15 protein-coding genes, 1 tRNA gene and 1 pseudogene are annotated in these 19,616 nt (G+C 39.4%); 7 read left to right on the top strand and 10 right to left on the bottom strand.

The genetic code is table 11. The annotated features are described in order from the left end of the window. Position 1: 1 nt before the first annotated feature. From IC572_RS06630 to IC572_RS06620, 3 genes are all read left to right on the top strand, one after another. The gene (locus IC572_RS06630; protein WP_165513851.1) at positions 2-748 is read left to right on the top strand and encodes an amino acid ABC transporter ATP-binding protein; all 747 of its coding nucleotides are present in this window, start codon (positions 2-4) and stop codon (positions 746-748) included. A 48-nt stretch (positions 749-796) separates the two neighbouring features. Next, complete coding sequence (locus IC572_RS06625) at positions 797-1,630, top strand: transporter substrate-binding domain-containing protein (RefSeq protein WP_187855527.1); 834 nt, start codon at positions 797-799, stop codon at positions 1,628-1,630. Between the two features lie 121 nt (positions 1,631-1,751). Further along, the gene (locus IC572_RS06620; RefSeq protein WP_000120138.1) at positions 1,752-2,303 is read left to right on the top strand and encodes a hypothetical protein; all 552 of its coding nucleotides are present in this window, start codon (positions 1,752-1,754) and stop codon (positions 2,301-2,303) included. A 276-nt stretch (positions 2,304-2,579) separates the two neighbouring features. Here IC572_RS06620 and IC572_RS06615 read toward each other — a convergent pair whose 3' ends face one another. The 7 genes from IC572_RS06615 to IC572_RS06585 all read right to left on the bottom strand — a co-directional run bounded on the left by IC572_RS06615 (position 2,580) and on the right by IC572_RS06585 (position 11,461). Then, a complete protein-coding gene (locus tag IC572_RS06615) occupies positions 2,580-3,803 on the bottom strand; it encodes a sugar MFS transporter (RefSeq protein ID WP_187855525.1) in 1,224 nt (407 codons plus the stop codon). Between the two features lie 128 nt (positions 3,804-3,931). Beyond that, positions 3,932-5,239: an NCS2 family permease gene (locus IC572_RS06610; protein ID WP_000505424.1), complete on the bottom strand. Its 1,308-nt coding sequence runs from the start codon at positions 5,237-5,239 to the stop codon at positions 3,932-3,934. A gap of 467 nt (positions 5,240-5,706) precedes the next feature. Continuing rightward, entirely contained in the window at positions 5,707-7,611 is a 1,905-nt protein-coding gene (locus tag IC572_RS06605; RefSeq protein WP_187855523.1) for an outer membrane protein, read from the bottom strand. A gap of 459 nt (positions 7,612-8,070) precedes the next feature. Further along, a complete protein-coding gene (deoD, locus tag IC572_RS06600; RefSeq protein WP_187855521.1) occupies positions 8,071-8,772 on the bottom strand; it encodes a purine-nucleoside phosphorylase in 702 nt (233 codons plus the stop codon). Further along, entirely contained in the window at positions 8,769-10,010 is a 1,242-nt protein-coding gene (locus IC572_RS06595; RefSeq protein ID WP_187855519.1) for a phosphopentomutase, read from the bottom strand. The genes deoD and IC572_RS06595 overlap by 4 nt, the downstream gene beginning before the upstream one ends. 11 nt (positions 10,011-10,021) lie before the next feature. Beyond that, complete coding sequence (locus tag IC572_RS06590; protein ID WP_187855517.1) at positions 10,022-11,278, bottom strand: NupC/NupG family nucleoside CNT transporter; 1,257 nt, start codon at positions 11,276-11,278, stop codon at positions 10,022-10,024. 105 nt (positions 11,279-11,383) lie between these two features. Further along, positions 11,384-11,461: transfer RNA gene (locus tag IC572_RS06585), tRNA-Met, on the bottom strand. 188 nt (positions 11,462-11,649) lie between these two features. Between IC572_RS06585 and IC572_RS06580 the strand changes: the two genes are divergently transcribed. Together IC572_RS06580 and IC572_RS06575 are read left to right on the top strand one after the other, a co-directional pair. Then, positions 11,650-12,942 (top strand): MFS transporter, encoded by a 1,293-nt coding sequence (locus IC572_RS06580; protein ID WP_332246605.1) that lies wholly within the window; start codon positions 11,650-11,652, stop codon positions 12,940-12,942. A gap of 18 nt (positions 12,943-12,960) precedes the next feature. After that, positions 12,961-13,722: a tRNA 2-thiocytidine(32) synthetase TtcA gene (locus IC572_RS06575; RefSeq protein ID WP_000312853.1), complete on the top strand. Its 762-nt coding sequence runs from the start codon at positions 12,961-12,963 to the stop codon at positions 13,720-13,722. Positions 13,723-13,726: 4 nt separating this feature from the next. Here the strand turns inward: IC572_RS06575 and IC572_RS06570 are convergent, their stop codons facing one another. The 3 genes from IC572_RS06570 to IC572_RS06560 form a co-directional block, all read right to left on the bottom strand. Next, entirely contained in the window at positions 13,727-14,878 is a 1,152-nt protein-coding gene (locus IC572_RS06570) for a cation:proton antiporter (RefSeq protein WP_000542850.1), read from the bottom strand. Between the two features lie 25 nt (positions 14,879-14,903). Continuing rightward, positions 14,904-16,283 (bottom strand): HP1184 family multidrug efflux MATE transporter, encoded by a 1,380-nt coding sequence (locus IC572_RS06565; protein ID WP_187855513.1) that lies wholly within the window; start codon positions 16,281-16,283, stop codon positions 14,904-14,906. A gap of 167 nt (positions 16,284-16,450) precedes the next feature. After that, the gene (locus tag IC572_RS06560; RefSeq protein ID WP_187855511.1) at positions 16,451-17,626 is read right to left on the bottom strand and encodes a sugar transporter; all 1,176 of its coding nucleotides are present in this window, start codon (positions 17,624-17,626) and stop codon (positions 16,451-16,453) included. A gap of 276 nt (positions 17,627-17,902) precedes the next feature. Here IC572_RS06560 and IC572_RS06555 point away from each other — a divergent pair, with 276 nt between their 5' ends. Both IC572_RS06555 and IC572_RS06550 read left to right on the top strand, forming a co-directional pair. Beyond that, the gene (locus IC572_RS06555; RefSeq protein ID WP_002203616.1) at positions 17,903-18,646 is read left to right on the top strand and encodes a carbonic anhydrase; all 744 of its coding nucleotides are present in this window, start codon (positions 17,903-17,905) and stop codon (positions 18,644-18,646) included. A 288-nt stretch (positions 18,647-18,934) separates the two neighbouring features. Next, positions 18,935-19,616 (top strand): annotated as a pseudogene (locus IC572_RS06550) (hypothetical protein); the annotation flags it as partial.

Genomic DNA, 19,616 nt, shown 5'->3' with positions numbered 1-19,616 from the left:
AATGAGCGTGATTTTAGAAACCAAAGGGTTAAAAAAAACCTATCAAAACCATTTGGTTTTAGACGGTATCAATTTCACTTTAAATAAGGGTGAAGTGGCAGTGGTTTTAGGGCCTAGCGGGTGCGGGAAAAGCACTTTTTTAAAATGCCTAAACGGGCTTGAAAAGATTGATGGAGGTGAAATCCTTTTTGAAAACACTAACCTTAATACGCCAGCCACTAACTGGAATCAAATGCGCCAAAAAATAGGCATGGTGTTTCAAAATTATGAATTGTTCCCGCATTTAAACGTGCTGGATAATATCTTACTCGCCCCCTTAAAAGTGCAAAAACGATCCAAAGATGAGGTCATTTCTCAAGCCGTAGAGCTTTTAAAGCGAGTGGGTTTGGAGCATAAACAACAAGCTTACCCTAAAGAATTGAGCGGCGGGCAAAAACAACGAGTAGCCATTGTGCGCTCTTTGTGCATGCGGCCAAAAATCATGCTTTTTGATGAAGTAACCGCCTCATTAGACCCTGAAATGGTTAAAGAAGTTTTAGAAGTGATTTTAGAATTAGCCACAACGGGCATGAGCATGGTGATTGTAACGCATGAAATGAAATTCGCGCAAAAAATCGCTCACAAAATCGTGTTTTTTGATAGCGGTAAAATCGCTGAAGAAAACAGCGCTAAAGAATTTTTTAACCACCCGAAATCTCAAAGAGCGCAAAAATTTTTAGAAACTTTCCATTTTTTAGGGAGCTGTTAAATAAAGTTTGCTAAAAAGATGATTTTAATTTCAAAAAAAGGTGTTTTTATGAAAACGAACGGGCTTTTTAAGGTATGGGGGCTGTTTTTAGTTTTAATCGCTTTAGTCTTTAGCGCATGTTCTGATAGCCATAAAGAAAAAAAGGACGCTTTAGAAGTCATTAAACAAAGAGGGGTTTTAAAAGTGGGGGTTTTTAGCGATAAGCCTCCTTTTGGCTCTGTGGATTCTAAAGGGAAATATCAAGGCTATGATGTAGTCATTGCCAAACGCATGGCCCTTGATTTATTGGGCGATGAAAATAAGATTGAGTTTATCCCTGTAGAAGCTTCAGCTAGGGTGGAATTTTTAAAAGCCAATAAAGTGGATATTATCATGGCTAATTTCACGCGCACTAAAGAAAGAGAAAAAGTCGTGGATTTCGCTAAGCCATATATGAAAGTCGCTTTGGGGGTGATTTCTAAAGATGGGGTCATTAAAAATATAGAAGAGTTGAAAGATAAAGAGTTGATTGTGAATAAAGGCACGACAGCGGATTTTTATTTCACTAAAAATTACCCCAATATCAAACTTTTGAAATTTGAGCAAAACACAGAGACTTTTTTAGCCCTTTTAAACAATAAGGCTACCGCTCTAGCCCATGATAACACTTTGTTGCTCGCTTGGGCGAAACAGCACCCTGAGTTTAAATTAGGCATTACAAGCCTTGGCGATAAGGATGTGATCGCTCCAGCGATTAAAAAAGGCAACCCTAAGCTTTTAGAATGGTTGAATAACGAGATTGATTCTCTCATTTCTAGCGACTTTTTAAAAGAAGCTTACAAGGAAACTTTAGCGCCTGTTTATGGCGATGAAATCAAACCGGAAGAAATTATTTTTGAATGATTTCTTTAGGCTTTGAATTCTTGACAGGGTGCGTTTTTATTGCTAAATTAGCAATTTTGTGATCTTTTTGTTTTTCATTTTGGGATATATTTGTTTGATTTTACATTGAAAGGATTTGTTGATGAGTTATTTTTATAAGCGTTGTTTGAAATTTTCATTAATTGGGTTGCTAGGGCTTTTGAGCGTTCAGCTTGACGCTAGGAGTTTTGTTGATGGGGATTTAGACATTCAAAAATTCAGCTATGAAGATTCTCTGCTTAAAAAGGGAGACCCTAATGGTGTGCATAAGGTGCAGGTGCGAGATTATAAAGGCAAAATGCAAGAAGCTGAGATCCACTCAGAAATACGCATTGCGCTTAAACCGGGGGTTAAAAAAGAAGTTAAAAAAGGCAAAATTTATAGCGCTCAAATCAATGATGGCATGTGCTATGCTTTTAGAATGCTCCAAACCGGCGATAATACCACAGGTCTTGATTCTAAAGAGTTCCCCAAGCAAAGCCGTGAAAAAAAGGGGCGAGTGATCACCTTAATCGGTAAAGATGAAGTGCCTTATCTTATTTTAGAAACCGATTGCCAAGTGGGTGATATTGCAAAGATCTCTTTGGTGGGTAATTTTGATGGCACTGGGTTTCTTACGGAATACAAATTCAAAGACGCTAAACCCATTTACTAGTCTTTATTCTTTGCTTCATTCTTAAAATCTCTTAATCTTTTGTGGTTAGGGGATTTTTCTTATTCGTTGGGGATATTTTTTTATTGCATCTTAAAAATTTTAAAAACCCTGTTTGTGTTTTTGCCTCAAGTTGTTAAAAAAGCTCTGTCCTCATCAAATACTGACAAATAAAACCTTTTATAGAGCGCTTGCTTGATTAAAGTCAAGTTCTTTAATTATTGATTTTTAAAACAAGCTAAAAGAAAGAAAATAAAAGAGAAACCCCCCCCCTTTTTTTTAGGAGTTTTCTTCTTGTTTATACCCCTTAAGCGCAAAGAAGAGGATATAAAAATAGCATAACAACGGCACACCATAAGCGTAGAGTAAATTCAAATCAGCTGCCGCTAGCATGTCTGTAACCGCACCTTGAATGGGGGGGATTAACGCTCCTCCCACAATCGCCATGCTAATCACCCCAGAAGCCTTAGAAGTGAGATGCCCTAAATTGAGCGTAGCCAAAGAAAAGATGGTAGGGAACATGATAGAGTTGAAAAAGCCCACAAAAGTCAGAGCGAATAAAGCGATCTTGCCTCCAACGATAATGGCTAAAGCAATGAGAATAATAGAGCTTAAGGCGTTGAAAGCCAAGTATTTATTAGGGGCAATTTTATTCATCAACACACTGCCTAAGAAACGGCCCACCATCGCGCCTCCCCAATAATACACCAAGTAATGCGCGCTTGATTGAGGGTCTAAATTCAAAAGCTTTTCAAAGCTTAGCACCAAGAATGAGCCAATCGCCACTTCTCCTCCCACATAAAAAAAGATCCCCAAAGCCCCAAAAACAAAGTGTTTGTGCGAAAACAGGCTTTTTTGCGTCGTTTCTTTAGGCATTTCTTTTTCCACATCAGGCAATTTCAAAAGATACATGATGAGCGCTAAAAGAAGCGAAAACGCCGCCAAGCCCAAATAAGGCATTTGAACGCTTTTAGCGTCCGCTAATTTATCTATCAAACTTGCATTATCGCCCATTTTAGTCGTGCTAAAAATCAACAAGCTCCCAAAAATAGGCCCTAAAGTTGTGCCAAGCGAATTGAACGCCTGGACTAAAACCAGGTTTCTGGCTTCTTTACCTTTAGAAAGCAAGGTTACAAAGGGATTACCAGCGGTTTGTAAGCACACAATCCCGCTCGCTAAAATAAACAACGCTCCTAAAAAAAACCCATAGGAGCCAAAATGCGCTGCCGGATAAAACAACGCGCACCCCGTCGCTGTGATCACAAAACCAAGCACCACGCCAAAAGGGTAGCCGATTTTACTGATCACATTCCCAAAAACTCCTCCCATGATGAAATACGCCCCAAAAAAGCAAAATTGAATGAGCGAAGCTTCAAAATAGGTCAAGTCAAAAATGGGCTTTAAGTGTGGGATTAAAATGTCGTTTAAAACCGTGATAAAACCCATTAGAAAGAATAGCGCTGTCAAACTCCCCAGCGCCAAAGTGTTAGAAGTTTTTTGCATACCTTCTCCTTTTTTATTGAGTTAATATAATAATAATGATATTACAATTATTTTAAGATAATAATCTGTCTAAATAAAGAAAAAGAGGCATGAAATGGGTAAAAAATGCAAAGCCCCTTAAAAAGAGCTTAACGAAAGATAAATACAGAAACAGAAATGATGCAGAGAATGATGATGCCTGAATTGAGCGCTTTGAAGTCTTTTTGAACCAATTTGATGATACTATAAGACAAAAAGCCAAAGGCTAAGCCATCGGCAATGGAGAAGGTTAAAGGCATCATCACCACGGTTAAAAAAGTGGAAACGCTAATGGCCATGTCTTTAAAATTCACCCCCTCTAACACGCTAAACATCAAAACCCCTACTACCACCAGCACCGGATAAATCGCATTGCTAGGAATAGCTTTTAAAAGAGGCAAGCAAAAGAGCGTTAAAACAAAAAATAATCCGGTAAAAACCGCTGTAAGCCCTGTGCGGCCCCCCTCTTCAACCCCACTCGCACTCTCTATAAAAGCTGTCGTGGTAGAAACGCCCACCACCGCGCTCCCTAAAGAAGCCACCGCATCCGCTTCCAAAGTCTTTTCCAATTCCTTATTTTTTTCTTCATCATTGAAAAAATCAGTCTTGTGGCCAATCCCTGCAAGCGTGCCTAAAGAATCAAACAAATCGGTTACAAAAAAAGTGATGATGACTGGCACTAACGCTAAAGTGAAAGCCCCACTCGCATCAAAAAAAATGCCCTTAAAGTCTAATTGAAAGGCGATAGGGCCAATGCTAGCGGGCATGGAAAAAAACTCGCTAGGGTAAGGGGCTAGCTTTAAAATCCATGCGAGAATGGAAGTGATTAAGACCGCTATAATGAAAGAACCCCTGATTTTGAGCGTGTAGAGCGCGAAAGTCAAAATGATCCCCACAACCCCCAATAACACATGCGGATCGCCAAAATCGCCTAAGGTTACAAGCGTAGCCTTATGGGTAACGACAATATGCATTTCTTTAAGACCAATAAATGCGATAAAAGCCCCTATCCCCGCGCTCACCGCACGCCTTAAATCGCTAGGAATGCTTCGCATGACCCAACTTCTAAATTTAGTGAAAGACAAAATCACAAAAATCGCTCCCGAGAGCGCTACGATGCCTAAAGCGCTCTGCCAAGGGAGTTTTAGCCCCTGAACCAATCCAAAGCTAAAATAAGCTGACAACCCTAAGCCCACGCTCATAGCGATGGGGGTGTTTGCCCATAACCCGTTAAACACGCTCGATAAGATAGTGATAATGGCAGTCGCGCTCAAAAGGGCTTCATAAGGCATGTTGGCGTGAGAAAGGATAAGAGCGTTTAAGGGCACGATGTAAATCATGGTGATAAAGGTCGTTAAACCCGCTCTAAACTCGGTGGCAATGTTCGTGTTGTGTTCTTTAAGCTTGAAAAACCCCATGTTAGATAACTCCTTACTATTTGGTATAGATTAATTTAATAAGGGGCTTTGGGGTCATGCTAGCGCTATTTTATTTTAAATTGCCTTAAGATGCTTGATTGTGTTGTTTCAATCAAAAGAAGTGAGTAAAAAACCCTTTTTTTAAAAAACTCCGCTAAAAAATAATCGTTTTAACGAAAATCGCAAAAAAGCTCATCTTGTAAGGTAATTTCACTCTTTAATGGTTTTTGAGAGCGTTTTTTAAATTTGAAAAGATTGTTGCAAAATAACCCCCATAAGTCGGATTATGGGGGTAAATTCTAAAAAGGAGTTTGCCATGGAAAACTAAAAACGAAAAATAAAAATGGCGAAAGCATTATACCTTAAAGTTTCTTTTTTTAGGTTTAATAACTATTTTTTTGAAAATTTTTAGCTTTAGAGGTTTTTTAGAAGTTTAACCCCCCCCTTTTTTTTAAAAAAGAGAGCTTTTAATAAGCAAACACATAATTGAGATACACGCTATAAAGCCTTCTATATTCTAGTTTAGTGTCTAGAAAAGAATAGTAATTCGTGTTAATGGTAGGGATTTTCACGCCCAATTCCATGCCATGTTGAGCCGCATGATGGCTATCTTTTTTCTTAGGTCTAGCGAGATTGGTTCTCAAGCCTAAATTGAATAAAAATTGGAAATTAGCCGTATTCACTTTAGCGCTATAGACATTGCTGATGGTTTTTAAATTCACGAATTGAGAATTAAGCCATGAAGTCCCTGCTAAGGCGATTCCTCCAAAAAGCCCAAAAGAAATCTGGTTATTCTTGCCTAAAAAGTTGGTGTTTTTATCATTGATGAAATTAAACAATAAATCGCTGCCCACCCCATAAGTCCACACATCAGAAGCCGAGTTAAAGAAATTGGATTTGATATAGGCGTGGTTGTAATCAAAGAAACCATAATACCTTAACCCCCATCTTTTCTTTTCTCCAAAAAATTGCTTATAACCCACTTGCACCCCAAGACCATTCATCGCTCCGTTATTGGTTTGAGAGCTAATGATGCCCACCCGTTTGAAAGGGTTATGACCGAGTTCTTGAACAATAGCGTTGGCTAGGGTTTGCGCTTGATTGATTTGAGGCGTTTGGCTAGAAAAAGAAGCGTTGTTATTTTCTAGCGAAGCTAGAGTTTGTTTCACGCCCGCGCAACCTTTCCCCCAAGTGTTACTAGAAACGCTTTCACTTGAAGCATTCGCGCTGCATTCTTCTATATAGTTTTTAAGAACTCCTGTAGAAATCCTGTTAAAATCGCTCCCCACTTGATTGGCCAGTTTTAAAACCGCTGCTTGGGATTGAGCGTTTTTGAGCATGTTTTGAGCCAAAGCGATACTATTAGGGGAGTTAAGGTTGAAATTGTTGGGTTGCGCGATGCTTTTTAGTGGGGTAGTATTAAGCTGTTGGGTTTCTTGAACGATGTTTTGAGCGTTATTAATCATCTCTGAAATAGCGCTAAATTCCGTGCCAAAAACGCTGCACGAATTTTGGTTAGCGCTTGTTTGCCATGAAGGGGTGTTTGCGCCATTAGTTCCACCATTACTACTAGAAGATTTCCCTTTCAGCATCGGGCAATTGTCTTGAAGGGTGTTGATGATGGTTTGCGCTTGGGTTAAAAGGTTTTGCGCATCGTTAATATAAGTATCAGTTATGCTAACTGTAGTGTCAGCAGCATTGTTATTGTCATTATTGACATTAATATTTTTAGCGTTGGTTGCTGTTTTAATGGTTACTTCCACCGTTTTTTTTGTATCGCTTAAAGCAGGGAGACCTTGTTTCAAAGCGGCTTGGATAATTTGATACGCTTTATTGAGCGTTGCAAATTGTTCAATGGACAGATGAGAATTTTTGCCCGCTGGAAGAGTCCCTAAACCATTACTACCGCAAGTGATCGAATCTGAATTTTGTCCTGGTTGGTTGTAAAAAGTTTCCGTGGTGTTGTGATTGGGTTTATCCGTATAGCCTCCGCATATAACCGCATAGGCTATGCTATTCCATAACCCCACCGTGGATTTTAGCGCTAAAAGCGTGGCTTGATAGGCAGGGGAATTGTCTGTTTTATCAATTAAACTTTGCGCGCTTTTGTTTAAATTACCAATCGCTTGATTGATCGCTGTGGCGCTGTTTGTATTAATCGCTTCTGGATTGGAGTGGCTGTGATTAGCCAAAAGCTTGTTCAAGTTTTCATAAGCGTCTGAAAGTTTTTGCACCTTGTCGGCGTTTTTCACTTTTTGAACCGCTTCACCGATTTGATAACCCACGCTTAAAAAAACGCCGTTGTCTTCAGCATGGATCAATGACGATGCAAGAGTTAGAGAAAGCAGAATCGTTTTTTTCGTTTTTTTCATAAAATGTTCCTTAAAGTAATGTTTTATTGCAAAAAATGTATCAAAATGAGAATTTATTTACAATGCGTTTAATTTTACCACAAATTTATTGGATTTCAAAAAAAGTTTTAGGGTGTTTTGATGCGTTCAATCAAGCTTGTAAGAGTGTTTTTAATTTAATTGGGATTTGGTTTTAGAAAGATTGTTGTAAAATAAACGCCCCCATAAGTGCAATTATGGGGATAATTTTTAATGGGAGTTTGCCATGAAAACAGAAAATGGTAAAAACTCTTGGAAAACATTATACCTTGAAATTTCGTTTTTGGGGTGTAAAGTTGTTGTTTTATTGAAGCGATAGTTTTGTCAAACGAAGTTTCTGTAAAACGATAGCTTTAGTTTTTCCAAAGTTCCCTTAAGGCTTTTAGCTTTAAGGGTTTTCCTTTAAAGCTTATCCTTAACTTATGGGGGCAACAAAAAAGGCTAACTCATCATCTCTAAAGCCAAAATTATCATGTTATCAAAGCTTTCTATTCTTTCTTTAGGGCTTAAGGCTTCTTTAGTGATTAAGTGATCTGAGACTGAGCATAAGCATAAAGCCTTAGCGTTTAGTTCCATCGCCGTGGCGTATAACCCTGCCGCTTCCATTTCAATAGCCAAATGGTTGTATTGGGCCATTAAATCAAAGGCATGCGTTTCAAAAGAATAGAAAAAATCGCTTGAAAAAATATTACCCACTTTCAAATCAATACCCAAACGCTTTGCTGTTTGATACGCTCTTAAACTCAATTCAAAATCAGGCGTTGCGCTCAAATCGTGGTTTAAGAAACGCACCCGATTGGTTTTAGAATCCGTTGAAGCCCCCATCGCCATGATAATGTCTTTCAGGCCAACTTTTGGGCTAATCGCCCCGCAAGTGCCAATCCTTAAAAGCTCTTTAACCTGATAGGTTTTAATGAGTTCGGTTACATAAATCGTGCATGATGCAATGCCCATGCCATGCCCCATTAAAGAAATCCCCTTACCCTTATACTTCCCGCTAAAGCCTAGCATGTTACGCACATTCGTGATCTCTTTAGCGTCTTGTAAAAAATTTTTCGCAATGTAGCTCACCCTTAAGGGATCGCCGCATAAAAGGCATTGAGGATAAAAATCGCCGATTTTGGCGTTGATGTGAGGGGTCATGGTTGTCCTTTAAATTTTAGTAAGTTTTTGCCATAATCTAGGGGGCTTAATCCCAAAAAATAAGCGATACTCTGCCCAATATCCGCAAACGACTCGCTCTTGCCTAAAAAGGCTGGTTGCAAATCTTTGTGATAGAACAAAACAGGAATGTATTCTCGTGTGTGATCGGTGCCTTTAAAGCTGGGATCACACCCATGATCGGCGCAAAGAATGAGCAAATCGTTTTCCCTTAAATTGTCTAAAACCTCTTTTAAGCGCATATCAAAATACTCTAAAGCGTTAGCATACCCGCTAATATCGCGCCTATGCCCATAATCGCTATCAAAATGCACAAAATTCGTAAAAATCAAGCTGTTGTTTTTAGCGTTTTTGACTTGCTCTAAAGTAACATCGCATAACTCCATCAAACTACCGGCTTTGAACTTTTGAGTGATCCCCACATGAGCGTAAATATCAGCGATTTTCCCAATGCTAATGACTTCGCCCTGCTTTTCTTCAATGAATGTTTCAAAAAGCAATTTTTTATGGGGCTTTATCGCATAATCTTTGCGATTAGCGGTGCGTTTGAAATCCTCTCTATTTGCGCCAATAAAGGGGCGTGCGATCACTCTAGCGATCTTTAAAGGCTCTAGAATTTGAAACGCTTCTTCACAAAGAGCGTATAAGTTATCCAGCCCAAACTTTTCTTCATGCGCAGCGATTTGAAACACTGAATCCGCTGAAGTGTAAAAAATGGGGTATAAAGTTTCTAAATGCTTTTCGCCTAAATCTTTAATGATTTCTGTCCCTGATGCGTGGCAATTCCCTAAATAGCCCTTAATCTTAGTTTTGTGCATGATTTCATCTAAAATTTCTTTAGGAAACGAATCATTTTTGTCTTTAAAATACCCCCATTCAAAAAGAACGGGCGCGCCCATCATCTCCCAATGCCCAGAAATCGTATCCTTAGCGCTAGAAAGTTCTTTGGCGTAAGCGTAAGCCCCTATTAAATTAGGTTGGGATTGAAAGCCTAAGGGCAATTTATTTGTGGCTTTTAAAGCGCTCAACCCTAAACCCAAACTCTCTAAATAAGGCAGTTTCAAAGCCCCATTGCGATCGTTAGAATCAGCCAGGTTATTGAAACAAGCCTTAGCGATATTGCCTAAAGTGTTCGCCCCCAAATCGCCAAAATCTTTAGCGTCTTCGCTAGCCCCTATACCAAAAGAATCCAATAATAAAACCACCACTCTTTTTTGCATGTTTTGTCCTTTTAATGAGCGTTTAGCCCTATGAATAACCCGGCGATAGTCGCGCTCATGAAATTAGAAAGCGTGCCTACAAGCACCGCTTTTAAAGCAAACCTTATAATGAGATCCTTCTTTTTAGGCACTAAACTACCAAGCCCCCCAATGAGCATAGCGACTGAGCTTAAGTTAGCAAACCCGCACAACGCAAAAGTGATGATCGCTTTAGTTTTCTCGCTCAAGATTAAAGGAGGGTTATCGCCCAAATAAGGCAATAACTGCATATAGCCCACAAATTCATTGAGCGCGATTTTAATACCTATGATTTCTCCAGCAATCCCGGCCTGACTCCAAGGAATGCCTAACATAAAGGCTAAGGGTTTTAAGAGCGCGCCTAAAATCAACCCTAAAGACAAATGCTCCATGCCTAAAACCCCCCCTATAACCCCTAAAAGCCCGTTAATGAGTGCGAGCATCCCCACAAAGGCTAAAAGCATCGCTCCCACATGCAAGGCTAAATTTAGCCCTGTGCTTGCCCCATTAGCGATAGCTTCTATGGCATTGACATGCTTTTCTACCGAAACATCTGCATGGCTAGAAATGGTTTCGTTTTGCGGGTAAATGATTTTAGCGAACAACAAACCCCCAGGAGCGGACATAAACGAAGCAGCGATCAAATAAGGCAAAGGAATGCCCATGCTCGCATACCCGGCTAACACAGGCCCCGCAACGCTAGCCATGCCCACGCACATGACCGCAAAAATCTCTGAATCGCTCATGCTTTTCAAATAAGGTTTAATGACTAAGGGCGCTTCGGTGTGCGCTACAAAAATATTAGCCGCTGCACTCATGCTTTCTGCTTTAGAAGTGCCTAAGCATTTTTGCAACGCCCCACCAATGAGATTGATAAATAAAGGCATGATTTTTAAATAATATAGAAGTGAAATCAAGCTAGCAAAAAAGATAATGATCGCTAAAACATTGATCGCAAAGATAAAGCCTCCTATCCCTTGATCGCCTTTAGCGTTTGGAGCGAGATTGCCAAATAAAAAACGCACCCCCTCATAGCCGTAAGAAATCACGCTTTGTATGCCGCTGGCTAAGCCTTGCAACATTTCCCTACCCAAAGGCACATATAAAGCCAACGCCCCTAAAGCCACTTGGATCACAAAGGCGCTGACAATCGTGCGATAATTTATAGCCCTTTTATTGCTAGAAAACACCCAAGCAATAAGAAAAAGCACCGCCATCCCTACAACACTAAAAAGAGAGCTAAAAATCATCGTCAAATCCCTAATGTTAAGAAATTAAAAGATGCAAGGTTATTGTAGTTTAGGTTTGCTAAAAAAAAGATTAAACGAAAATTAAATGAAGATTAAATCAAATCATGGTGTCAAGAGGGGGACTTGAACCCCCGACCTCCGGCTTATGAGACCAGCGCTCTAAACCAGCTGAGCTACCTTGACACAAGCAAAATACAAAGCAAAAAATAAAGAATAAGATTATACAAAAAATTTTCTTAAAAATCCATTAAAATTCCATTAAACTTTTATTATCAATCCTACTTTCTCAAATTGATGACAAAAGTTGGGCGTTTTCTTGTAAAATAACCCGCATGTTTAAGAAAATTTTTCCATTAGCGTTAGTGTCGTCGTTGCGGTTTTTAGGGCTTTTTATCGTTTTGCCTGTCATCAGTTTGTATGCGGATAGTTTCCATTCAAGCAGTCCCTTGCTTATAGGTTTGGCTGTGGGTGGGGCGTATCTCACGCAAATTATTTTTCAAACCCCCATGGGCATTCTTAGCGATAAAATCGGCCGTAAAGTGGTCGTTATGGTGTGCTTGTTATTGTTTTTAATTGGCTCGTTAGTGTGCTTTGTGGCGAACGATATTATCATGCTCGTTATCGGGCGCTTCATTCAAGGCATGGGGGCTTTAGGGGGGGTCGTTAGCGCGATGGTGGCGGATGAAGTGAAAGAAGAAGAGCGCACCAAAGCGATGGCCATCATGGGGGCGTTTATTTTCATTAGTTTTACCATAAGCATGGCAATAGGTCCTGGGGTTGTGGCGTTCTTTGGGGGGGCAAAATGGCTCTTCTTGCTCACGGCGATCTTAACCTTATTGAGTTTGTTGATGCTTTTAAAAGTCAAAGACGCCCCCAAAATTTCTTACCAAATCAAAAACATAAGGGCTTATCAACCCAACTCTAAAGCCTTGTATCTCTTGTATCTAAGCTCTTTTTTTGAAAAGATGTTCATGACGCTTATTTTTGTATTAATCCCTTTAGCCTTAGTGAATGAATTCCATAAAGATGAAAGCTTTTTGATCTTAGTGTATGTGCCTGGAGCCTTATTGGGGGTTTTAAGCATGGGGATAGCGAGCGTTATGGCTGAAAAATACAACAAGCCTAAGGGGGTGATGCTTTCTGGCGTGTTGTTGTTTATTGTGAGTTATTTGTGCTTGTTTTTAGCGGACTCTAGCTTTTTGGGTAAATATTTATGGCTTTTTATTCTTGGGGTGGCGTTTTTCTTTATTGGCTTTGCCACCTTAGAGCCTATCATGCAATCTTTAGCGTCCAAATTCGCTAGAGCAAATGAAAAAGGCAAGGTTTTAGGGCAATTCACTACTTTTGGCTATTTAGGGAGCTTTGTTGGGGGCGTGAGTGGGGGGTTAAGCTATCATCATTTAGGCGTTTCTAACACAAGCTTAATCATTGTAGGTTTAGGGCTTATTTGGGGCTTATCGCTCTTTTTACTCCATAACCCTTCCAAGCAAAAAAATGTCTATTTCCCTTTAGACGCTTATAATGAGGAACAATTTGAAACTTTAGGGGACAAAATCATTGAATGGTATGTCAATATTAGCGAAGAAATCATTATTGTGAAATATAATTCCGATCACATCAGCGAAGAAGAAATCATTCACTTAGCGCGAAACTTTAGAAAATAAAACAATTAAGGATCAAAAATGGCCTATGAAATTTCTAAAAAAGTCTTGCACATTGTAGGCAAGACCAACGCCACTTACAAACTCATAGAAGAAGGCGATAAAATCTTATTAGGATTGAGCGGGGGCAAGGATTCTATCATGCTCGCTTGCATCTTAGCCAGGATGCAAAAACATGCCCCTTTCAAATTTGATTTTAAAGCGGTTACTGTGCATTATGGTTTGGGCGAAGATTTGAAATGGTTGAGCGATTTGTGCCAAGAGCAAGGCATTGAGCATGAGATCATTTACACCCAAATCGCTGCCACGATCAACGAAAAACGCCGTGAAAAAAGCTCGTTTTGTTCGTTTTGCTCTCGTTTGAGGCGAGGGACTTTGTATTCTAAGGCTTTAGAAGAAGGCTATAATAAAGTCGCTATCGCGCACCATTTAGATGATGCGGTGGAAAGCTTTTTTATGAACTTCACTTATAACGGGAGTTTAAGGAGCATGCCCCCCATTTATAGGGCTGAAAACGGCTTGTTGGTGATCCGCCCTTTGATTAAGGTTCGAGAAGCTAGTAGTATCCATTTTGTTACTTCTCAAAATATCCCCGTCGCCCCTGATTGCAATTGCCCAGCCAAACAGCCCACCTCTGATAAGCCCCCTATCGCGCGATTAGCCACTAAAAATTTCTTAAAAGAAATGCAAAACTTGCACCCTCATTTCTTTGACAGCTTAGAAAACGCGTTTAATAACGTTCAAGCGAACAGCTTTAGCGACGCTAAATATTTAGACGCTTAAAGCTTTAAGCTTTTTTGTTGAGCATTTTAATCGCAATGGTGAATAACACCCCTTCAAAAATAGCCGCCATGAGCAACGCGTAGTAGGTGTTTTGCGAGATCGCTTGCGCTTTTAAACCCACTGCGGCGGTGGTTACTAAAAAAGTCAAAGGCATAGAAGCCCCTAAGGCGAATGAAAATAAATGCTTGGCTTCTTTAAAGTATTTGCGCCACAATAAGGTTGAAGTGATCAAGTGCAAGCTTAACATCGCTATGACAATCAATATCCCTTGAAGGATCAAATGCGGGTTTAAAAACACTAATTTTAAGTCTAAAGTAGAGCCTACGTGGATGAAAAACAAAGGCACAAAAAACCCAAAACCCACATCATTGAGCTTGTGGATCAGCTCTGATTTATGAGGGAAAAAAGTAGAAACGACTAACCCCGCCAAAAACGCCCCTAAAACCATTTCTATTTTGAGCCACACCACGATCGCAACCAGTGAAAAAAAGAGCATGAGCGAAAAACGCACGTCTTGGTTGAACTGACTGCTTTTAGGCATCACAAAAAGCTTTAAATGCGGGAACCACCAAAACAAAGTCTTAAAGATTTGAAACGCCACGATAATTAAGATGAGAAAAACAATGAGAATGCCCAAATCTTTAATCAAATCCACGCCCAAACCATGCGAATACACCCCATCCACGACCACCAAACCAAAAATACTTAACAATTCCCCAATAACGCCCACTTTTAAAACTAAATCAAGCCACAAAATCTCTTTACGATAATCTTTGACTAAAGTCATGATCATGCCCAAACTAATGATAGGGAAAATCACCATAAAAATAGGCTCTAAATTAAGGCTAAAAGTAAGGATGAATGAAAGCGTGTATAAGATCAACAGATAAGCAAAAATGCGTTTTAAAAGAGAAACCCCTAATTTTTTAAACAAATAAATTTCCACTTCCAAACCGCATAAAAACATTAAAAACAAAAAGCCAATTTCAGACATGATTTCAAAGCCTTTAGTTGGCTCAATAAAACCCACATACGCCCCAACAGACCCGAATAAAATCTCCACAACCGTGATAGGCAAACGAGAGATTCTAGACACATAAGGGGCTATCACGATTAAAAGCATAATGAGTGCGAAAGTGAAAAATTCTGCATGCATGTCTTAATTTTACCTTATTTATTGGTTAAGTTTTCAAAATAACGAGATTTTGCTCTTTATAAGTGGTGAAAACCCCTTTTTTGATTTCATAATAAGTTACCCCTAACGCTACCAAAAACGCTAAAAATTGCGCGATAGGGTAAGTTACCCAAATGCCATTAATCCCATAGAAATGACTTAAAATCGGCAATAGGACAATAATAAACCCCAGCGTGTGCGAAAGGGTGATGATAAACGAACTTTTAGTGCGTTGAATGGATTGGAAAAACACCGCGCACAACAAAGTCATGCCTAAAAAAACATAGCCAACGTAGTAAATATTCATCGCCCTTTTAGTCTCTTGCATAAAGAGTGCGTCTTGTTCGCTTGGCTGCAAATAAAGCTTGATTAAAAATTCATCTAAGAAATAATAAGCGCCATAGAAAACAATCCCTATACAAAACGCTGCTTTCAAACCAAAAACAAACACCTCTTTCACGCGCTCTAAATTTCTAGCCCCATAGCTAAAGCTCGCAATCGGTTGGATGCCTTGAGAGATCGCAAACAAAGTCGTAAAAAAGATAATCGCATTATACATAACGATCCCATACATGCTCACAAACCTTTCCCCAGCCGTGTGCATGATAGCGGTATTAAACAATAAAATCATAATAGAAGCGCTAAATTCTGCCGTGCTTTGAGGCACGCCGCTTTTAGCTGAAGAAATGACTGAAGACAAAGAAAATCGTTTGATGAAATACAATTGCCCTTTTTTAAACCAAAAATGCTGCATTAAGACTAAAACCCCTATCGCATGCCCTATCACGGTGGCTATCGCGCTGCCTTGAACCCCCACTTCCAAAACAAAAATAAACAAGTAGTTGAAAAAGATATTCGCTAACGAGCCAATCAGCATCGCTACCATCGCTAAAATGGGGCGTTTGTCATTCACCACAAAAACATCCGCTAAAGGGTGGAGGACCATAAAAACCGCACCCATTAAAATGATTTCAATGTAGCGTTTGGACATGCTCAATAAAGCGTCATTGCTCCCAAAAAAACGCGCGATAGTTTCGCTAAAAGGCAATAACGCCATGCTCAAAATAAAGGTGCTTAGAGCGACAAAATAAAACACGCTGCTAAACACAAGCCTAGCCCTATGGGTTTTATTTTGACCTAAAAAATACCCCACAATACTCGCTGCCCCAAAACCAAAAAGCAATTCATACGCAATAAGCCCTGGAAAAATAGGCCATGCGATATTGACCGCAGCAATAGCTTCTTTACCCAGTTTCTTGCCCACAAACATGCCATCTATCATAGAATAAGTGGAAAGTGAGATCATAGAAAAAGCTAAAGGGATAAAATAATAAAAAAAGAGCTTCCTTATCGAATCTTTATGCAAATCAATCTTTTTTTTGAGCATTTAAACCACACACCGCTTAAAATTTATGACAAATTTTTCTATTTTAACATAAAAAGAGAGACAATCTGTCCGTTAGCGCGGTTATTAAGCGGTATCATTAAATTTTAAAAAATGGTTTTTAGCGCGAAAGGGATTCTCCTTTATTGGGCTAATCCTTTTAACGCTCTTTATGTTTTTTTAAACTTTATCGTAATGAATCTAAGCCAAAACAGCGCCAACAACCCTAAAGCCCCACCCACAAAGCCAATATACCCTAGCCCTAATTGGTGGATCACAATACTGCCAAACAACGCACCTGATCCAATCCCCACATTATAGCTCCCCGAAAAAATCGCGCTCGCGACATCCGTAGCATCTGGGGCGAGTTGCAACACCCTCATTTGCAACGCAATGGTGAGTGAAGTGATCCCTATTCCCCACAAGAAAATTTGCAAAAAGATCACCCACTCCAAGTTTTTAAACACAAAAAGCAAGAGTTGCGGGCAAATGACTAAAACCATTGCAAAAGCGATGAATTTTCTTGAATTTTTCGCATACAAACGGCCGAATAAAAAACTCCCCGCCACGCCTGCTAACCCAAAAACAAACAGCATTAGCGTCGTAATGTCAGGAGAAAATTGGCTGATTTGAATGATAAAAGGCTCAATATAACTATAAGTGGTGAAATGCCCAGAAATAACCATGATCACAAGCAAATAAATCCCCACTAAAAGCGGGCGTTTCATTAATATAGGGACACTTGCGAGCGTGCCGGCGTTTCTACTCGGCAAAGATGGGAGCAATCTCCACATAAGCAACATGATCAACAAAGCAACGCCCCCGATCACGCCAAAAGTAGAGCGCCAATCTAGAATTTGCCCGATGATCCTCCCAAGCGGTAACCCTAAAATCATCGCTAACGAACTCCCTAACGCTAACAGCCCTAAGGCCTGTTGTTTTTTATTTCTTGGCGCGACACGAATGACTAAAGAAGCCGTGATGGACCAAAAAATAGAGTGGGCAAAAGCGATACCCATACGAGAAATGAGAAGCACCCAAAAATTCCACGCTAGTGCTGAAAGGATATGGCTAGCAATAAAAAGGGTGAAAAGAAAAAGCAATAAGCGTTTCCTTTCAATTTTAGCGCTAAGCAGCATCAAGGGCAATGAGCCAAGAGACACCACCCACGCATAAGCAGTGATCATAAGCCCCACTGTTGCGCTCTCCATTTCAAAACTTTTCGCAATGTCTGACAGAAGTGCGACAGGGACAAACTCCGTGGTGTTAAAAATAAACGCCGAAAGCGAAAACACAAAAACCCGCATTAAGGCGAATCTTTGATACGATTGTTTGGTTATCATCATTTAAATCTTAAGGGGTTAAATTTTATTCAATTTGAAAACCTAGAGTATAAGACAAAAATTTTAACCGCTTGTAAATTAGGGGCTGATTGAAACAAATATTCCCGCTCCATAGGCGCATTAATTTAATAAAGTTGTTACCATATAAAACAGAATTTAAAATCATTTTCAACTTTTAACCAATCTGTTTTTTGTAACTGCGGTCATTGTTGATTAAGCGCTAAAATTAAGCCGTTGCCTTTTTATAATTTTAGAATTTTAGAATAAAGGATAATTAGAATGAAAAAAACTTTTTTGATCGCTTTAGCGTTAGCCACTTCTCTTATAGGCGCTGAAAACACCAAATGGGATTATAAAAATAAAGAAAACGGCCCGCACCGCTGGGACAAATTGCACAAAGATTTTGAAGTGTGCAAAAGCGGTAAAAGCCAATCGCCCATCAACATTGAGCATTATTACCACACGCAAGATAAAGCCGATTTGCAATTCAAATACGCCGCTTCTAAACCTAAAGCGGTCTTTTTCACTCATCATACTTTAAAAGCTTCGTTTGAGCCGACTAACCACATTAATTATAGAGGGCATGACTATGTGTTGGATAATGTGCATTTCCACGCCCCTATGGAGTTTTTAATCAACAATAAAACCAGGCCTTTGAGCGCGCATTTCGTGCATAAAGACGCTAAAGGGCGTTTGTTAGTGTTAGCGATAGGTTTTGAAGAAGGGAAAGAAAACCCCAACCTTGATCCTATTTTAGAAGGCATTCAAAAGAAACAGAATTTTAAAGAGGTGGCTTTAGACGCTTTCTTACCTAAAAGCATCAATTACTACCATTTTAACGGCTCTCTCACCGCTCCTCCTTGCACAGAAGGGGTGGCATGGTTTGTCATAGAAGAGCCTTTGGAAGTCTCTGCCAAGCAATTGGCTGAAATCAAAAAACGCATGAAAAATTCGCCTAACCAACGCCCCGTCCAACCTGACTACAACACCGTGATCATTAAAAGCTCAGCTGAGACCCGCTAAAGATCCGCTAAAATGAAGACTCTCTCTTTATAAAGAGGGAGATAAAAATTATTCCAATAAAACACCGCTAAAAATTGCAACCACACAATCTAAAGTGAATTTGTATTGTCAAAAGAGAGACTATCATTCTCTTAATGAATTGAAAGCGTTTGCTAAAGAGTTGATTAAATCTTATATGGAATACAAGGCGTAAAATGGGCTACAATCAATCTTTAGCTAAAATTAGTATAATTTATCGCTCTCTAACAAAAGAGCGGTTAAAATCAATTTAAAGCGAAAGGACACAAAATGCTATTGAATTACGACTTTTTAGAATTTGTTGATGAACCACAAAGAAACAATTCTCTATCTTTGACAGCATCTATTGATAAGGCGTTAGCGGACAAGAAATTAGCTAGACAAAATAAACCTAAAGTGAGAGTGAAAGACAACTTATCTTTAAGAGCGACATTAGATGCCTTTGGCGAGGAACTCTCACGACTTAAAAGAGAACAAAACACACAGACTATTAAAGGCTCTACAATTGAGAGCGCTAATCTCAATAGCATTGTCAATAAAATCAAAAGCGGGCTACCTTTTGGGACTATTTCAGCGTTTAGACCTTTTAAACCTGTCTTTGAAAAAGACTTTACTGAAAAACAACAAAAAGCGTTAATCAGTGCGTATAAAAGCGGATTTGACCCTAAAAATGCGGACAAAGTCGCTCAATATTGGCAAAACAAACCCACTAAAATAGACTTACATGAACCTATAAAAGCTAAAGACTTCTTTAAAGGGAATACTAATATTTATAGGACACTTCGCAATTTATTTGGACAAAAATTTATGAATAGCTATATTGCTCCTAAAAGTGAAGCCACAATGAAAGACCTTATGTCTAGTAAAGAATTTGTTGAGAGATACCGCTACACTCAAAAAGACAATATGAAAAGGACACAACAGCTAAAATCACTATTGGATAGTAAGCGAG

This window comes from Helicobacter pylori (assembly GCF_014496485.1).
Lineage (GTDB): Bacteria > Campylobacterota > Campylobacteria > Campylobacterales > Helicobacteraceae > Helicobacter > Helicobacter pylori_DD.
The sequence above is the reverse complement of the archived record's forward strand: the minus strand, read 5'-3'. Positions and strand labels throughout refer to the sequence as shown.